Annotated in this window: 12 protein-coding genes; all 12 read right to left on the bottom strand. The window is 58.5% G+C overall.

From position 1 onward, the window contains the following. Positions 1-91: 91 nt before the first annotated feature. The 12 genes from HPY58_02195 to alaS all read right to left on the bottom strand — a co-directional run bounded on the left by HPY58_02195 (position 92) and on the right by alaS (position 14,099). On the bottom strand, positions 92-2,323 hold the full coding sequence (locus HPY58_02195) for a hypothetical protein (protein NPV28467.1): 2,232 nt from the start codon (positions 2,321-2,323) through the stop codon (positions 92-94). Continuing rightward, the gene (locus HPY58_02190; protein NPV28466.1) at positions 2,320-2,472 is read right to left on the bottom strand and encodes a hypothetical protein; all 153 of its coding nucleotides are present in this window, start codon (positions 2,470-2,472) and stop codon (positions 2,320-2,322) included. The genes HPY58_02195 and HPY58_02190 overlap by 4 nt, the downstream gene beginning before the upstream one ends. 36 nt (positions 2,473-2,508) lie before the next feature. Beyond that, entirely contained in the window at positions 2,509-3,906 is a 1,398-nt protein-coding gene (locus HPY58_02185) for an S-layer homology domain-containing protein (protein ID NPV28465.1), read from the bottom strand. Positions 3,907-4,295: 389 nt separating this feature from the next. Further along, positions 4,296-4,661 carry a sigma-70 family RNA polymerase sigma factor gene (locus HPY58_02180; protein ID NPV28464.1) on the bottom strand — a complete coding sequence of 122 codons (366 nt, stop codon included), beginning with the start codon at positions 4,659-4,661 and terminating at the stop codon, positions 4,296-4,298. 93 nt (positions 4,662-4,754) lie between these two features. Continuing rightward, positions 4,755-6,476, bottom strand: coding sequence for a penicillin-binding protein 2 (locus HPY58_02175; protein NPV28463.1), 1,722 nt, complete (start codon positions 6,474-6,476; stop codon positions 4,755-4,757). Positions 6,477-6,540: 64 nt separating this feature from the next. Further along, positions 6,541-7,581: an endolytic transglycosylase MltG gene (mltG, locus tag HPY58_02170; GenBank protein NPV28462.1), complete on the bottom strand. Its 1,041-nt coding sequence runs from the start codon at positions 7,579-7,581 to the stop codon at positions 6,541-6,543. Between the two features lie 93 nt (positions 7,582-7,674). After that, positions 7,675-9,153, bottom strand: coding sequence for a vanomycin resistance protein VanB (locus tag HPY58_02165; protein NPV28461.1), 1,479 nt, complete (start codon positions 9,151-9,153; stop codon positions 7,675-7,677). An 80-nt stretch (positions 9,154-9,233) separates the two neighbouring features. Beyond that, positions 9,234-9,494 carry a DUF1292 domain-containing protein gene (locus tag HPY58_02160; GenBank protein ID NPV28460.1) on the bottom strand — a complete coding sequence of 87 codons (261 nt, stop codon included), beginning with the start codon at positions 9,492-9,494 and terminating at the stop codon, positions 9,234-9,236. 84 nt (positions 9,495-9,578) lie between these two features. Beyond that, positions 9,579-10,004 carry a Holliday junction resolvase RuvX gene (gene ruvX / locus HPY58_02155; protein ID NPV28459.1) on the bottom strand — a complete coding sequence of 142 codons (426 nt, stop codon included), beginning with the start codon at positions 10,002-10,004 and terminating at the stop codon, positions 9,579-9,581. Positions 10,005-10,015: 11 nt separating this feature from the next. Continuing rightward, positions 10,016-10,969 (bottom strand): aldo/keto reductase, encoded by a 954-nt coding sequence (locus HPY58_02150; GenBank protein ID NPV28458.1) that lies wholly within the window; start codon positions 10,967-10,969, stop codon positions 10,016-10,018. A 55-nt stretch (positions 10,970-11,024) separates the two neighbouring features. After that, positions 11,025-11,288, bottom strand: coding sequence for an IreB family regulatory phosphoprotein (locus HPY58_02145; GenBank protein NPV28457.1), 264 nt, complete (start codon positions 11,286-11,288; stop codon positions 11,025-11,027). A 69-nt stretch (positions 11,289-11,357) separates the two neighbouring features. Next, on the bottom strand, positions 11,358-14,099 hold the full coding sequence (alaS, locus tag HPY58_02140; protein NPV28456.1) for an alanine--tRNA ligase: 2,742 nt from the start codon (positions 14,097-14,099) through the stop codon (positions 11,358-11,360). Between the last annotated feature and the right edge of the window lie 329 nt (positions 14,100-14,428).

Here is a 14,428-nt window from a genome sequence, read left to right as displayed (position 1 = left end):
GCTCCTCTTGTTCCCGCTGAAACGGGTAACCTCGCGGCCTGTTTGCACTCACTCTCCGCGAGGGTATTCCAGTTGACGCAGCGGAAAGGGGCTACCACTCCCGTCCGCCCCCCAGCAGCGGCAGCGCCCGGATCACCGCAGCGGCGAGTTCCTCCCAGGTCACCGGCTCGTCGGGCCGGAACCTTCCTGTGCCGTCGCCCCGCATGAACCCGAGCCCGTAGGCCAGCCCGATGCAGTTCTGTTCCCGCCCGGAGAGGGCCGCCGTGTCGGCAAAGGGCGAGGTGATCCGGTTGGGGATGGCCGCCACCTCACCGTATCCCGCGGCATTGACCAGCCACGCGGCCAGCGTTTTCCTGTCCAGGGGTTGGTCCGGGCCGAAAGAACCGCCCCCGGGCACAATGCCCAGGGCCACCGCCGTCTCGACGGCGCCGAAGTCCGCGTCGCCGGGCGCCACGTCGCGGAAACTGGGCGCGGCGGGGACCTCCTTGGCGCCATAGTAGCGCCTGGCGGCGGCCACCAGCACCCTGACGGCCTCGCGCCTGGTCACCGGCGCCGACGGGGCAAACTTTTCCGGCGCGGGCAGGAGGCCGCTCTCCGCCAGCAACTGCAAGTAGTCCGCCGCCCGGCTCCCCCGGAAGTCGTAGCCTGGCGCCGGGCTCCCCTGGGGCCGCCCGTCGGGCCCCAGGACCTGCCCCGTCACGGCGTCAACGGCGACCGCCTCCTTCAAAAAGTACACGAGCCGCGCCCCGGCACAGGGGCGCCCGTCGTCCGTCCGGGGCAGGTAGTACTTCAGCTCGTAGGAAGCGTTGGTCACCCACCGGCGGGCGGCTTCCGCCGGCGAAATGACACTTTGGGGTTGGGGAAAGTTCACGCGGTGCCACTCGCACCGGTAGCCGACCACCCGGCCGTCGGGAGCGATATCTACTTCGATGCCGTCCATCGGGAAGGGAATCCCGTTGACCACCCGGAAGAACCGGAAAGAGTGGCCATCCTCGTCCCGGCGCCATTCCGGCGGGCTTTTTTCGAGCGCCACATGGCCCGCGCAGGCGGGACTGACCTTCCGGATGAACTCCCGGGCCACGGCCAGCGCCTCGTCCCGCGTGAGACGCTTTTCACCGGGGTCGGGACGCAAGACGCGGCAGGCGTCGTCGTGGAATTCGACAACCTCCCCGGTGCCCGAATCGATGCCTACACTCAGTGCAGGTCCATCTTGCCCTTCCAGGCGCAAATCGTAGTTCCACCACGCCCGCCTGCCGAGGGGACCGCTGCTTTCACCTCCGCCGGACCGCTCCACCGGCCCCTCGTACCCGAGCAGCCGGAAGAACCGCTCGGCCGCCTCCCTGGCCCTGGTCGGATCAATCCCGGCGCCGGGAGCGGGGGGATTACCTTCACCCCTGATGTGCGCGTAGTCTTCGGGAGCGTACAGCACGCATTCTTTAACGGGCTCTCCCTGAAAGTTCAAAAAATCCCCCGTGCGGGCATCCACCAGGCACGCGCACCGGGAGTTGATCTGGTAGACCGGCCTGACCTGCGCCGGCGCCGCACCGCCGGGAAAGACCTCATAGACCAGCGCCATGCCGGCCTTCGCCGCAACCTTTGCGGGAATCTCGCCGGCCGACAACACGGCCCCGGCAGGAGGCAGCTTTAGATCGTCCAGCCACAACAGGGTGTAACCGGTAACCAGACCGGTCATGGCGTCCACGGCAATGTGCAGCCCGTCGTCCCCCACGGGTATGCCGTTCTGGGTGCGGCTCCAGGAGAAACGGTAGGCCGCGTCTAGCGCCGGCCAGCGGTAGCCAGAATACGCGGACGGCGAAGGATTGGCGGTCATCCGGGCGAACTTTTCCGGCTGCAACCGCCGGGCCAGGCTTTCGGCCGCCGCGCGGGCTTTCTCGCGGGAGATCACACCCTTGATCTCTTGTGCCCCCGCGCGCCGCTCCAGGCGCCAGTGCATTTCAAGAATCTCCCCGGTGACTGCATCCACGGCGGCAGAGTAACCGGGCGGCGGACCCAACCTGTAGGAAGGGCGTTCTTCCGCATTGATGCGCCAGACTGTTCGCCCGCGGTAGTTATCTTCCTCCAGGTCGATCCGCGGTTCTCCCTCCGCGGGAAGGTAAGGGAAGGCCGCCCTGACGATCTTCAAGGCCTCCTGCCCGGAGATGTGGGGGCCGCTTTTGTTCACCGCGCTTTCCTCTATCAGCACCGTGCCTCCTCCTGGAATTACGGTCATTACGTCGGCTGCTGCCGCACCTACCGGCGCAAGGGTAAATGCAGCGGCGGTCACAAGGGCGGCGGCCAGCAAACAGCCTATTTTCTTTTTCACGTTAATTCTCCCTCCTCGTTCAACTGGCGCGCAGCCAGGGCGCGGACCAGCATAGGCAGGGCCAGGCCGCGCCTGACTCCTGACTGAAAAATTACTGGCTCCGGTCCTGCAGCAAGCGGATACCGGCTGGTAACCGGAGCCAGCCACAACGAGCGCGGGGCTCAGTACACCAACAGCCGCCCAACTCAACTGCCGGTCGTTTCTTCCTGGGGTAGCGGCATTTCCCTGGCCTGCAGGGCTTCGGGCGGCAGCTCGATCTTGATTTGCTCACCGTAGGCGCATTCTTCCACCCGCATCCGCATTTCGATCAGCTCAAACGGCACTGCCTCACCCTGGAACCGGTCGGCGAAAGACAGCACTGTTCTTAACTCGCCACCGCAGGGCAAATAGTCGTCTGCGCTAATGTAGTCCCTGCCCCAGTAGGAGATGGACCTGACTAATTTCCCGGCTTTTTCTAAGGAGCGTTCAAATTGCAGCCCGTCTAGAGTGTCGCGTAGCGACTCGGGTACGGCCAGCTTGAAGAAGGCAGCCAGGTCGTCAATCCGCCCGTAGTAGCCGATCTCAAACACTTTGCGGCCGTCCTTCTCCGCGGTACCCAGGAGCTGGTAGTGAAAATAGGGCTTCAGCCCCTCCGGCATCCCCCCGGCGCCCATTTTACCGGCTTCCAGACTCTCTTTCATCAAAGCCTCCAGGTCCGGGAGGGCATTTTCCGGCAGGCGCATCCATTCGGCTTTGCCGGTGGCCGGGTCGGTCATTTTCATGTACATCTTTCCGCCCACCAGGTACTGCTCCGTTTCCAGCTCCGGCAGCCGCCCGCCCTCTGCGGCAGGACCTCCGGCGGCCTCAAACCGCCACCGGGCAACCTGGTGCATGGTCGCCGGCAGAACCAGCTCCGCGCTTATCTGTCCCGATCCGCTTAGCACAGGCACCTGGCCGGCCATTCCGGCGCGGGGCCGCATGACCATGTCTATGTTGCTCTTGAAACGCATGGCCTTGACGCCGGCCTGCGCCCGCCCGCTTTTTTCTACAATGTCCACCGCCTGCGGGTCGCTGCCGAAGACGCGGGCCAGGAAATCGGCCGCTTCTCTCACGGTGAGCGCACCTTCCGGATCGGACCGGGCGGAAACCAGCCCCTGGTTCACCAGCCAGTTGTACAGCGAACTGGCCCAGTGGTCGGGCTTTAAAGGACCGGCTTCAGGCTGGCCCGGGGTGCCGAACAAACCCAGGGTACGAGCCACCATCACCGCTGCTTCTGCCCCCGTTACCGGCTGGCCGGGCCGCAGGGTGCCGTCGGGATACCCGGCCATAATCCCCCTTTCCCGGAGAGCGGCCAGGGCCGGTGCGTACCAGCTTCCCGGATCCACGTCCCTGGCCTGGTAAACCTGGCCACTTACGGCCGGCAGGCTGGCCGCTTTGACCAGCATGGCCCCGAAGGCGCCCCGGGTGACCGGTTCATTCAAGTCAGGGGCTTGCGGAAGAACGCCCAGCAGTTCTCCCCTGTCCAGCGGCTGGGCAAAAGCCAGGGAAGCGCCCGCGCAAACCGAAAACAGGAGAACCAGTAAGATTAAAACAACTTTGCGCACTCGACTCCTCTCCTTTCATTAAGTTAATTAACACAGCTGGCGGCCACCAAACTCTAAAAAGAGGTGGCTCCTAAATTCCTGTGCAATCACCTCTCTTTCCTGTCCCGGCAGACATCTCATTACCTGTGGCCTGTGCATCCCGCACGGCAGATGCCCCTGAGGCGCGGCCTGTCTCCGTACCAATTGAACCATTTTCCAGAAAAAGCGTCAAGAAAAACTCTGTCGAACAGTGTCGAAAGCAGGATGCTATTGACATAAGGCTCCGATGATGCCCTGGGAGACAGGCGGGAAACATTAAACAGCCCAACTGCTTTTTTTTGCAGATTTGCCGCTATCAGAAATCTTTCAAGAATCTTTTACGAAGCTTCTTTTTCTGGTAATTATTACCGCTACGATATTGTCTTTGAAACTTCATTCTCTATGCATCGCGCAGCGTATGTCGCCAGCCTCGTCCCTTTATCCTGGTTAAAAGTGTTGATTGCCTTAATCAAACCGATGGTTCCAATGGAAATTAAATCATCCGGATCTTCCCCGCTGACGTCAAATTTTTTTATGATATGGGCAACGAGGCGGAGATTGTGTTCGATTAAAACATTGCGAGCCTCTTCATCTCCCTGCTCCAGGCGGCGCAGGTAGTAGGCTTCATCTTCCTCTGAAAGAGGCTGGGGAAAAACATTGTTGCTGATGCAGGCAGCCAGAAAGACAAGCCCCTGAAGAAAAGAAATAGCTGTTGCCAGGAACAGCTCTGAAACCACGTCAATCCCCTCCGTTTCTCGTCACCTTAAATCATATGGGGGTCAACGGTAAAAGGTGCCTGTCTTCCTTTCTGAGCATTAAAAGAGCCCCCTTTAGAAATCGATCCTTTGCAGACCTTCGATAACTTCCCGGAAGATTTCGGCAGCAACAGCGCCCCCGGCACCCCCGCCCTCAACAAAAACTGCGGCTGCAATCTGGGGAAACTCAACCGGCGCGTATCCCACAAACCAGGCGTGGGAAACGGGATTGCGCCGGGCATCTCTGAGCGCCGTTTCCACAGAGCCCGTTTTTCCGGCGCTCCCCAGCCCGGGAACATGGGCGCGCCTGCCCGTTCCCTCCTTCACCGCAAGCTCCATCATTTTCTGGAGTTCGGCAGCAACCGCCTCGGGCAGGACCCGGCGCGCTGCCGGTCGGGGAAAAGATTTCACCACTTTCCCTGTTTCGTCTTTAATTTCCTTCACAATCGCGGGAGGAATGTAAATACCCCCGCGGCCAACGGTCGCCGCCAGTACTGCAGCCGTGAGGGGGGTGATCCTGACTCCCTCCTGACCCAGGGCTGCGTTCCCCAGCTGGCCGGGGTACGCGCCGATCCGGATTACACCCCCTCGCTCAAGGGCCGGGTAGCCTGCCAGGCCCTCCTCCAGCCCCAAAACCCGGGCGTAATGCTCCAATTTCGTGCGGCCAATCCGGAGCGCCACTTTTATGAAAACAGTGTTGCAGGAGAGGGCAAAGGCCTCCCGGAAGTTGAGAACCCCATGCCCCTCCCTTTTCCAGCAGGCAACCACCTCTTTTTCGTTGAATTTGTACTCCCCCGGACAGAAAAACTTTTCACCGGGCCGCACCTTTCCCCCGGCAAGAGCAGCGGCGGCCACCACGATTTTAAAAACCGAGCCGGGGTGGTAAAGAGCCAGGCTCCGGTCGAACTGGTCGCCGGAACCCGTATTCTGGTCGTACTGGGGGCGGCTGGCCAGGGCCCTTACCTCCCCTGTCGGGATGTCCACCAGCACCACGGCGCCCCGGACTCCAAAGCGGTCCATGATCTCTTCCACAAGCTTCTGAGCCTTTCCATCTATCGTGAGAACCACATTTTTCCCCTTAACTATCCTCCCCCCTTCACCCCGGAGGCGCAGTCCCCGGCCTTCCAACAGGCGCCCCCGCCGGTCCACCACCGTAAGAAGCTCCACCCGATCCCCGGGTGGAGCCAGGAAGCTATCATAGAGAGCCTCGATTCCTTTAATGCCTTTCTGGGGTTCGCCATGAAGAACCGAACCCTTCAGGCAGCCGATCAGGTGCCGCGCCAGAGCGGCAGGGCCATAGCGCCGGGGCAAAGGAATGACATAAACGCCCGGAACGCCCCTCTTTTTAAAAGATGCCGCCTCTTCTTCGGTTAAACGAACGGGCAAGAGAAAAGGGGATCGCTTCGCAAAAGAAGCGAGCAGGAAAGAGCGCACCTTTTCCTGCTGCACACGCCGAGGAAGCAAGCCGAAGACTGCTTCGGCCGGACTCTCCTCCCGGGGAGGGCGCGCCGGAGAAGGGGGGCACGATACCTCAAGGGGGGCAGGAACCAGGGCAGGGAAAACAGCTGCCACCCAGGTTGTTTCAGGATCCAGCAGGGACTTTCCTCTCCTGTCCAGAATATCGCCCCGCAGGAAGTTGCCCAGCGGAAGCCGCAGCGTCCGCTCTTTTACAGCAGCAGCCGCGAGTTTTTCTCCCTTCACCAGCTGAAGCCAGGCCAGCCGCCCTCCGAGCAGCAGGCAGGCGCAGAGAAAAAAACAGAAGAGAAAGAGAATCCGGCGCTCCTGGAGATGAGACAAAAAAATCCCCCTTGCCCAGCTTGGCTCCTGCTGCTAGCTTGAGACAAAAAGGGGGATTTTATACTCAATGAGGCTGGTAGCGCCGGGCCGCCGTCTGGTGCTCCCCCAGGGTCCGGCTGAAATAATGGGAGCCGTCGCCGCGGGCAACGAAATACAAATAATCGACCTCCGCAGGGTAAAGAACGGCTTTAACGGAGGCAAGGCCGGGATTGCAGATGGGGCCCGGCGGAAGGCCCTCGTGCAGGTAGGTGTTGTAGGGAGAAGGGATGCGCAGGTCCTGGTATGTCAGTCTTTCCTTCTGCCTTCCCAAAATGTACTGGATGGTGGCGCATGATTCCAGGCGCATTCCGCGCCGCAGCCGGTTCAGGAATACGGCCGCAATGATCGGGCGCTCTGCTTCAAGCTTAGCCTCCCGCTCGACCAGGGAAGCCAGGGTGACAACCTCCCGGATGCTCAAACCCATCACCTGGGCGCGGTGCTGGAGTTCGGGTGCAAAAGCCTTCTGAAAGCGCTGCAGCATGATGGTGAGAATTTCCTGCTCTGTTAAACCTGCAGGAAACTCATATGTTGCGGGAAACAAAAATCCTTCCAGGCGCTGCGGGCCCGAAAGGGTCCCGCTCAGAAAGGGAAATGTAAAATTTCCGGAATTTAAGGCTTCCCGGAGGCGCACCCGGTCCGCAATCCCTTTTCTGACCAGCAGTTCCTCAATTTGAGCCACGGTGTACCCCTCGGGGATCGTCACCCGGTGGATAACCACCCTCCCCCCCGCAATCTGGGCTAAAATCCTCCCGAGCGGCCAGGTGTCACTGATCCGGTATTCCCCCGCTTGAATCTGCCTCTCCTTGCCCTTCAACCGGGCGTAGAAAATAAAAAAATTTTTGCTTTTGATCAGCTTTTTTTGCTCAAGCAGTTCTCCGATCTCCTGCAAAGACGAACCCCGCCTGATGGTAACGGACAGGGTTTTCCCAAAGCGAGGATCGGCGCTGACCGGAGCGGCCAGATAAGCGGTACAGGTGCGCGCCCCTATCCATAAACTGCCGATAAAAAACAGCAAGATCCCGGCTCTCACAGGGTATAAAATTGGGTTGAAAAAGGATCTAACCATCGCCCTTCCCCGAACTCCGGTTCCCTGATTTCGCCACTCTTCTTAATTATAACCTTGATTTTCCACGCAGGACAACACTCCCGAAGAAAAAATTTATCGGGAAGGGGATGCCTCCGGCGGAGGAGTCACAATCTCGAGGTTGCCCGGCTGATTCGAGTTCCCGGGCATCACCGGAGGAGGTTCTACCGGTGCCGGCGGCTGCGCCTGATCAGGAGGGGGCACCGGGGTTTCCGGAAGAGGCATCGTCCCCACGCGCACGATCTGATCAACCGGGCGGTAGAGGTCCCTGGAGACCAGTTCCCTTTTGGTGATCTCCCCGTCTTTGACAACGCGGTAAAGCCGCACCTGGTAGCCCCTCACTCCTTCCCGCTCGACCACCGTCTTTCCCTGGTAAAGATTGGGGTCCTCTTTCTCAATGATCTTGGGCTCCAGGACCTTGTCCACAACGGATTCCAGCCAGACGCCCTTCTTTTCCGCGGTGTTTCCGAAAATTTTTACCGTAAGGGCGCCCCCCCGGACCCGCGTTCTCAGGTAGAGGCAGCCGCTGGTGTTGTTGCAAAACTTCAGATCCCTGCCCCCATAGGCGACGGTGGCATCCCGGCCGAGCGGTACATACCCTACGGGAAGGGAGTGGTTGCTCCTTTCCACAACCTTCAATCCCGCAAGGAGGACCGCGTTGTAAAGGGTTGAAGAAACCTGACAGACCCCGCCGCCGATTCCCGGTGTAAATTGATCCTGGACGATAACCAGCGCTTCTTTGTAACCCTTTTCCCTGCTCCTGGGACCAACAACGGCGTTGAAAGAGAAAACTTCGCCTGGTTTCACCAGCCGGTTGTCAAGGGCATCTGCCGCGACATTAATATTATAGGTCCGGTTGACGTTATGAACATCGAAAAACGTGGTATAAGAAGAGAGGAGACCTTTGATTTTCATTGCCAGGATATCTTCCGTCCCCACCCGGGGCCGTTCCTCTCTCAACCGCAGCGTGATGGTATTGCTGGAATTTGCCAATTTTTCCAGATCCTTGAGAGCGGATTCAAGGTCCAGGGCCCTGCCCGGCTTCGCGGGCACGATGACCACCACATCACGGTCATCTACGATCAAGCGGGCATCCTCGGGAGGGTAAACCAGATCCCGGACAAACCGACCCAATACCGCGCGCGCTTTCTTCCGATCAAGGGTAACCTTGAGAGGAACAACCACCTCAGAGCGATACGCCCTCCAGAGCTCGCGGCAGCGCCGCCAGAGCGGGCCCTCCCGGCCCACTAAAAAAGCGCGGTGTGCAATTTCTCCCGGGTGAAGCTGGTAACCCAGTTCGCGCCGCGAAACCTCCCACCGGCGTTCTCCCAGAACAACCTTCACAGAAGCTGAGAGAAACCTTTCCTGAAACTGTAAGAGCTCCTCCCTGGCTTCCTGTTCCGGAAGCCCTCCAAGCCTTATTTCTCCCGCGCGAACACCCGGAAAAATCTTATCTTCCCAGGCCCGAAGCCAGATGGCTGCACCGGCTCCACCTCCCCCGGCCAGGAGGGCCAACAAAACAAGAACCAGGATGAAAAGGATTTTTCCTCGCAAGGAGGTCGTCTCCCCTTCCCGCCGTCTTTTCTGATATAGTATTACGCCGAGAAGGCATCTGCGATTACAGATAGGCTACCCTAAATTTCATCCCCTTCTTCAAGCATCTCCTGCCAGGCGTCGGCAACCCGCTCCCATTCTTCATCATCTTCAATATCGCATAAAATCTCGTTTCCGTCTTCGTCAATCCCGAACTTTAAAATAATCGCCTCATCCTCATCCACAGGCTGGAGAATTGCGTATTCCTCTCCGTCTACGGTGATGATGTCGACCAGGTTGAATTCGTGCTCCTGCCCCTCCTCATCGGTGAGAACAATGGTCTCCTCCTCGTTAAAAGACAACTGGGAAACACCTCCGTTTTTTTAGGCTAACTTCATTATTTCCCCGCTCCAGGTTGAAGTATGCACCAGGAGGGTTGACTCCGGCTACTGGCCCTGGCTCCTTTGACGCCAGGCTAAATAACCGCCTAAAATCCAGCTCGCCGCAAGCTGATCAACAACTCTGCGCCGGCGCCGCCTGCTGAGATCTCCGGCAATTAAAGCTTTTTCAGCAGCGACCGTAGACAGGCGTTCATCCCAGAAAACCACGGGAAGATTTAAATGCTTTTCCAGCTCCTTTCCGAAGGCAAGCATCTCCTCCCCTTCTCTGCCCAATCTCCCGCTCATGTGACGGGGCAGCCCGACCACGATTTCCTGCACCCGGTATTCCCGGACCAGGGCCTGAATTGCCTGCAGATCCTCCTGAAAACTCCCGCGCTCGATGATCCCCACCGCCTGGGCCGTAATTCCCAGTTCATCGCTCACCGCGACACCGATGCGCCGTTTACCCAGGTCAAGCCCCATAATCCGCATAGACCCTCGCCTCAAAAGACCTTGATGCAGAACAAAGGGCAAACTGCCGCACAGTACCCGCAAAGCAAACAATCTTCTTCCCTCACCTGCACTCTTCCTCCGGGGCCTAAAACTAAAGCCTGCTGGGGGCACTTCAGGGCACACTCCCCGCACCCTTCACAAAACGGCTCGATGTGGAGCCTCCGCTTCTGCTGGAAAACCTTCGTCTTCAGGTCATCAGGAACCGGGAGATTTTCCGAAACTCTAACGTTAAAGTCTACCTCCTCCCTCGTCTTCATCCCGACGGCAACGGCCGCCGCCGCCTGCTGCCTGAAGGCAAATTTAAGCGCGATCTCCGCCTGATGGATGAGGTGACCGCCGCCCAGGGGCTTCATGAGGTAGATCCCCTTCCCCAAGGCGTGAGCAGTTTCAATTGCCTCCAGCATCTGGGAGCAACTACCATCCTTAATTCCCAGCCCCTGGATGTTAAACAAGGGATGGATGACCTCGATTTCGGGAACCGCAAAAGAAGCCTGCACCCCGGCCACGGTGTGCGTGGAAATCCCAACGGCCCTCACCAGCCCCCTTTCCTTTGCCTTAACGAGAAAATTCAAGGCTTCGCGGTGCCCCCGCAGGGTCAGGATCGATTCCTGCTCGTGGAGCAGGAAGATGTCGATCACATCCCGGTCGAGTTCGCGGCGTGCCTTTTCCAGGCTCTTTTTCATTTCCGCAGCCGTAACCGCATAAGATTTGGTGGCAACAACCAACCGGCTGTTTTCAACTTCCCGAAAAAGCTGCCTGAGGTACGGGTAGGTTCCGTAAATTTCGGCGGTATCAAAAAAATTAACCCCCCGGGCAACGGCATATTTGAGAATTGCCACACCCTCGGTCAGGGGCAGGTGAGCCTGTAAGGGTCCTATCGTCAGCACCCCAAAGCAAAGGCGGGAAACTCTAAGACCGGTTCCTCCCAGCAAGCGGTATTCCATTTCAAGCATTCCCTGGCCTGAACTTTTCCATATCCACCTGGCTTCTTCTCCCCGGCTACTTCTCTTTCTGCAGGTAGCTTTCGATCAATTCCTCTAGAAGTTCATCCCTTTCAAATTTCCTGATCAGGTTCCGGGCGTTTTTATGGCTCGTAATATATGCCGGATCTCCTGATAAGAGGTAACCGACCAGCTGGCTGATCGGGTTGTATCCCTTTTCTTTCAGGGCCTCGTAAACAACTCTCAACATCTCCCGGGCTGAGGTTCTTTCCTCGCTCCTAACTTTAAAAGTCATTGTTTTATCCAGGGAATCTTCCGCCATCACGGCCACCTCCAAAACAGGCTCGGAACTCCCGGAGGCTCGTCAATTTGCCTGGTCAATTTAGCCGGCTTATCTATCTCTCAAAATATTCGCCCCTCCTGCATAACTTTCCTCTTTCTCCTGACCTTTTTCACGCTTCTCTGCTAACTGGTGACGGACGATCTCTTCCCCCTGGCGCAGGGCCTCCTCCAGCCTGGTGATGTTTTTCCCTCCTGCCTGAGCCATCTCCGGCTTTCCTCCGCCCCCCCCGTCAACAACCCGGGCAACTTCCCGCATGATGTTGCCTGCATGAAGCCCCTTCCGCTTTACCAGATCGCTGGTAACAAAACTGACAAAGCCAACCTTCCCGTTCAAAGGGCTTCCCAGGATGATTACACCGGACCCAATGCGGTTCCTCAAGAGATCCCCCAGGGAGCGGAGGCTTTCCATATCGGGCGCCTGGACCTTTACCGCCAGGACCTTCACCCCATTTATTTCCACAACGCGGTTCAGGAGGGCGTCGACCTCCATGCGCATTATCTTGCTGCGGAGCTGTTCCAGCTCCTTTTCCTTTTCCCGGAGCTGGCTCTGCAGCTGTTCAACCCGCGCGGGCAGACCCTCCGGAGCTGCCTTCAAGAGAGCAGCCGTTTTTGCCACAAGCGCGTCCTGCTCCTGCCAGTGCCTCAGCAGTTCCTCTCCGGTCAGGGCCTCGATCCTCCGGATTCCGGTTCCAATCCCGCTTTCCGCCACAATCTTGAAAAATCCCAGTTCGCTGGTCCGGCGGACATGGGTTCCCCCGCACAGCTCCCGGCTGAAATCGCCAATCGCAACAACCCTTACAACATCGCCGTACTTTTCTCCAAAAAGCGCCAGAACCCCCTGCGCCAGAGCCGCCTCCCTGTCGGTCTCATAGGTCCTGACCATGAGGTTTTCTATAATCTTCTGGTTGACCAGGTCCTCAACTGCACGCAACTCGCTCTCGGCAAGGGGAGCAAAATGGGAAAAATCAAAGCGCAGCCGGCCCGGTTCTACAAGGGAGCCGGTCTGCTGGACATGCTCACCCAGAACCGATCTCAGGGCCTGGTGCAAAAGATGGGTTGCCGTATGGTTCCGCGCCGTGGCCAGACGCCGCTTTTCGTCAACCTGGGCGAGCACCACATCCCCTTTCCGGACAAGCCCGCGGCTCACATAACCCCAATGAACGATTAAGCCATCCCCAACTTTTGTTGTATCTTCAATGGCAACTTCGCCATTTGGACCCTTGAGAACTCCCCGGTCCCCTACCTGGCCTCCGCCCTCGGGATAAAAAGGGGTGAGATCGAGGAGCACCTGCACCCGGTCGCCTTCCCTTGCCTCCCGCTGTTCGGCTTCACCGCTGACAAGGGCGCGAATCTGAGAGCGCGTCGTGAGGTTCCCGTAGCCCTGGAACTCCGTCTTCCCTTCCCGCACAAAGGCCCAGACACCGGGGCCGGCTGCCGGAGCAGCCTCCAGTCTGGCGGCACGAGCCCGCTCCCGCTGCTCTTCCATCGCCTCGTTAAACCCTGCCAGGTCCACCGCCAGGCCGCGCTCTGCAAGGATTTCCTGCGTCAGCTCAAGGGGAAAACCAAAAGTATCATAAAGCCGGAAGGCAACCCGCCCCGGAAGCTCCCGTCCCCCTTCCCGTTCAAGCTGCTCCAGGTACTCCTGCAGCACCTGCAGCCCCTGTTCAAGCGTTTCTTCAAAGCGAGCCTCCTCTGCTGCTGCAACCTTTTGAATATGCTCCTCCCGCTCCCGCAGCTCCCGGTAGGGATCCTCGTAAAGAGAGATCACGGTGCCGATGATCCTGTTTAAAAAAGGCCCTTTAATCCCCAGGAGCCTGCCGTAGCGAACCGCTCTCCGTAAGATCCGCCGCAGAACGTACCCTCTCCCCTCGTTGGAAGGAAGAACCCCGTCGGCAATAAGAAAGGCCACCGCTCTGCTGTGGTCCGCGATCACCTTTAAGGCAACATCGGTCTTTGGATGCTCTCCGTAAGGAAACCCGGTTATCGCTGCCGCCTCCCGAATCAGGGGGAAGAGGAGATCCGTCTCGAAGTTGGAGGACACGCCCTGCATGACAGAGGCGATCCGCTCCAGGCCCATTCCGGTATCTATGTTCTGCCGGGGCAATCTTGTCAACTTCCCCGTTTCATCCCGGTTGAATTCCATAAAAACCAGGTTCCAAACCTCAAGGAACCGGTCGCAGTCGCAATCCACCCCGCAGTCAGGCAAGCCGCACCCCCGCGCGGGCCCCAGATCGACAATGATTTCCGAACACGGGCCGCAGGGCCCCACCGGTCCTGCCGCCCAGAAATTGTCTTCCTCACCCAGGGGAACGATCCGCTCCCGCGGAACACCGGCCACCTCCGCCCAAAGTTGCTTTGCCTCCTCATCTTCCTGGTAAACGGTAATCCAGAGATCCTTCCGGGGGAGGCCCAGAACATTTGTCAAATATTCCCATGCCCACGCAATTGCTTCTTTTTTGAAGTAATCGCCAAAGGAAAAGTTGCCCAGCATTTCAAAAAATGTATGGTGGCGCGCCGTTTTTCCTACAGATTCCAAATCGGGCGTCCGCAGGCACTTCTGAACCGTGGCGAGACGGGTATGAGGAGGGGCGGCTTTTCCCTGAAAGTAGGGCTTAAAAGGAACCATTCCTGCAACGGTGAACAGGAGGGTGGGGTCATCCTTGGGGATCAGGGAGGCGCTTGGGAGAATCAAGTGATCGCGCTGGCCGAAAAAATCAAGAAATTTCTTTCTGAGTTCGGAACCGCTTGACAAAATTAACCCTCCCAAGCACGTATCAAATTTTACGCACATTATACATAAGATTTCAAAATTTGTCAATGAAACCTGGCTTCGCGGCAGGAACTAATAAGACATACTGCTCGAAGAGTTCTGGCCGCGGCTCGGGATGCCTCACGAGCATTACCGGGGAACCCGGTCTGTGGGAATTAAGGGTTGACGGGGACAGAAAAACTTTATAAGACCAAGGCTTCAAAAGCAATCGTGTTGCTTTGCGCTGTTGCTTTTTGTTCATTATACGCCAAAATTTGCCTTTTCAGGCAGGAAAGGGGCGGGAACGTGTAGAATAAGAAGTCCATTACACGCTGTGGAATTGGGAGCCCAGGGGCATCCTGGTCCCCGTC

This window comes from Bacillota bacterium (assembly GCA_013177945.1).
Lineage (GTDB): Bacteria > Bacillota > DSM-12270 > Thermacetogeniales > Thermacetogeniaceae > Ch130.
The sequence above is the reverse complement of the archived record's forward strand: the minus strand, read 5'-3'. Positions and strand labels throughout refer to the sequence as shown.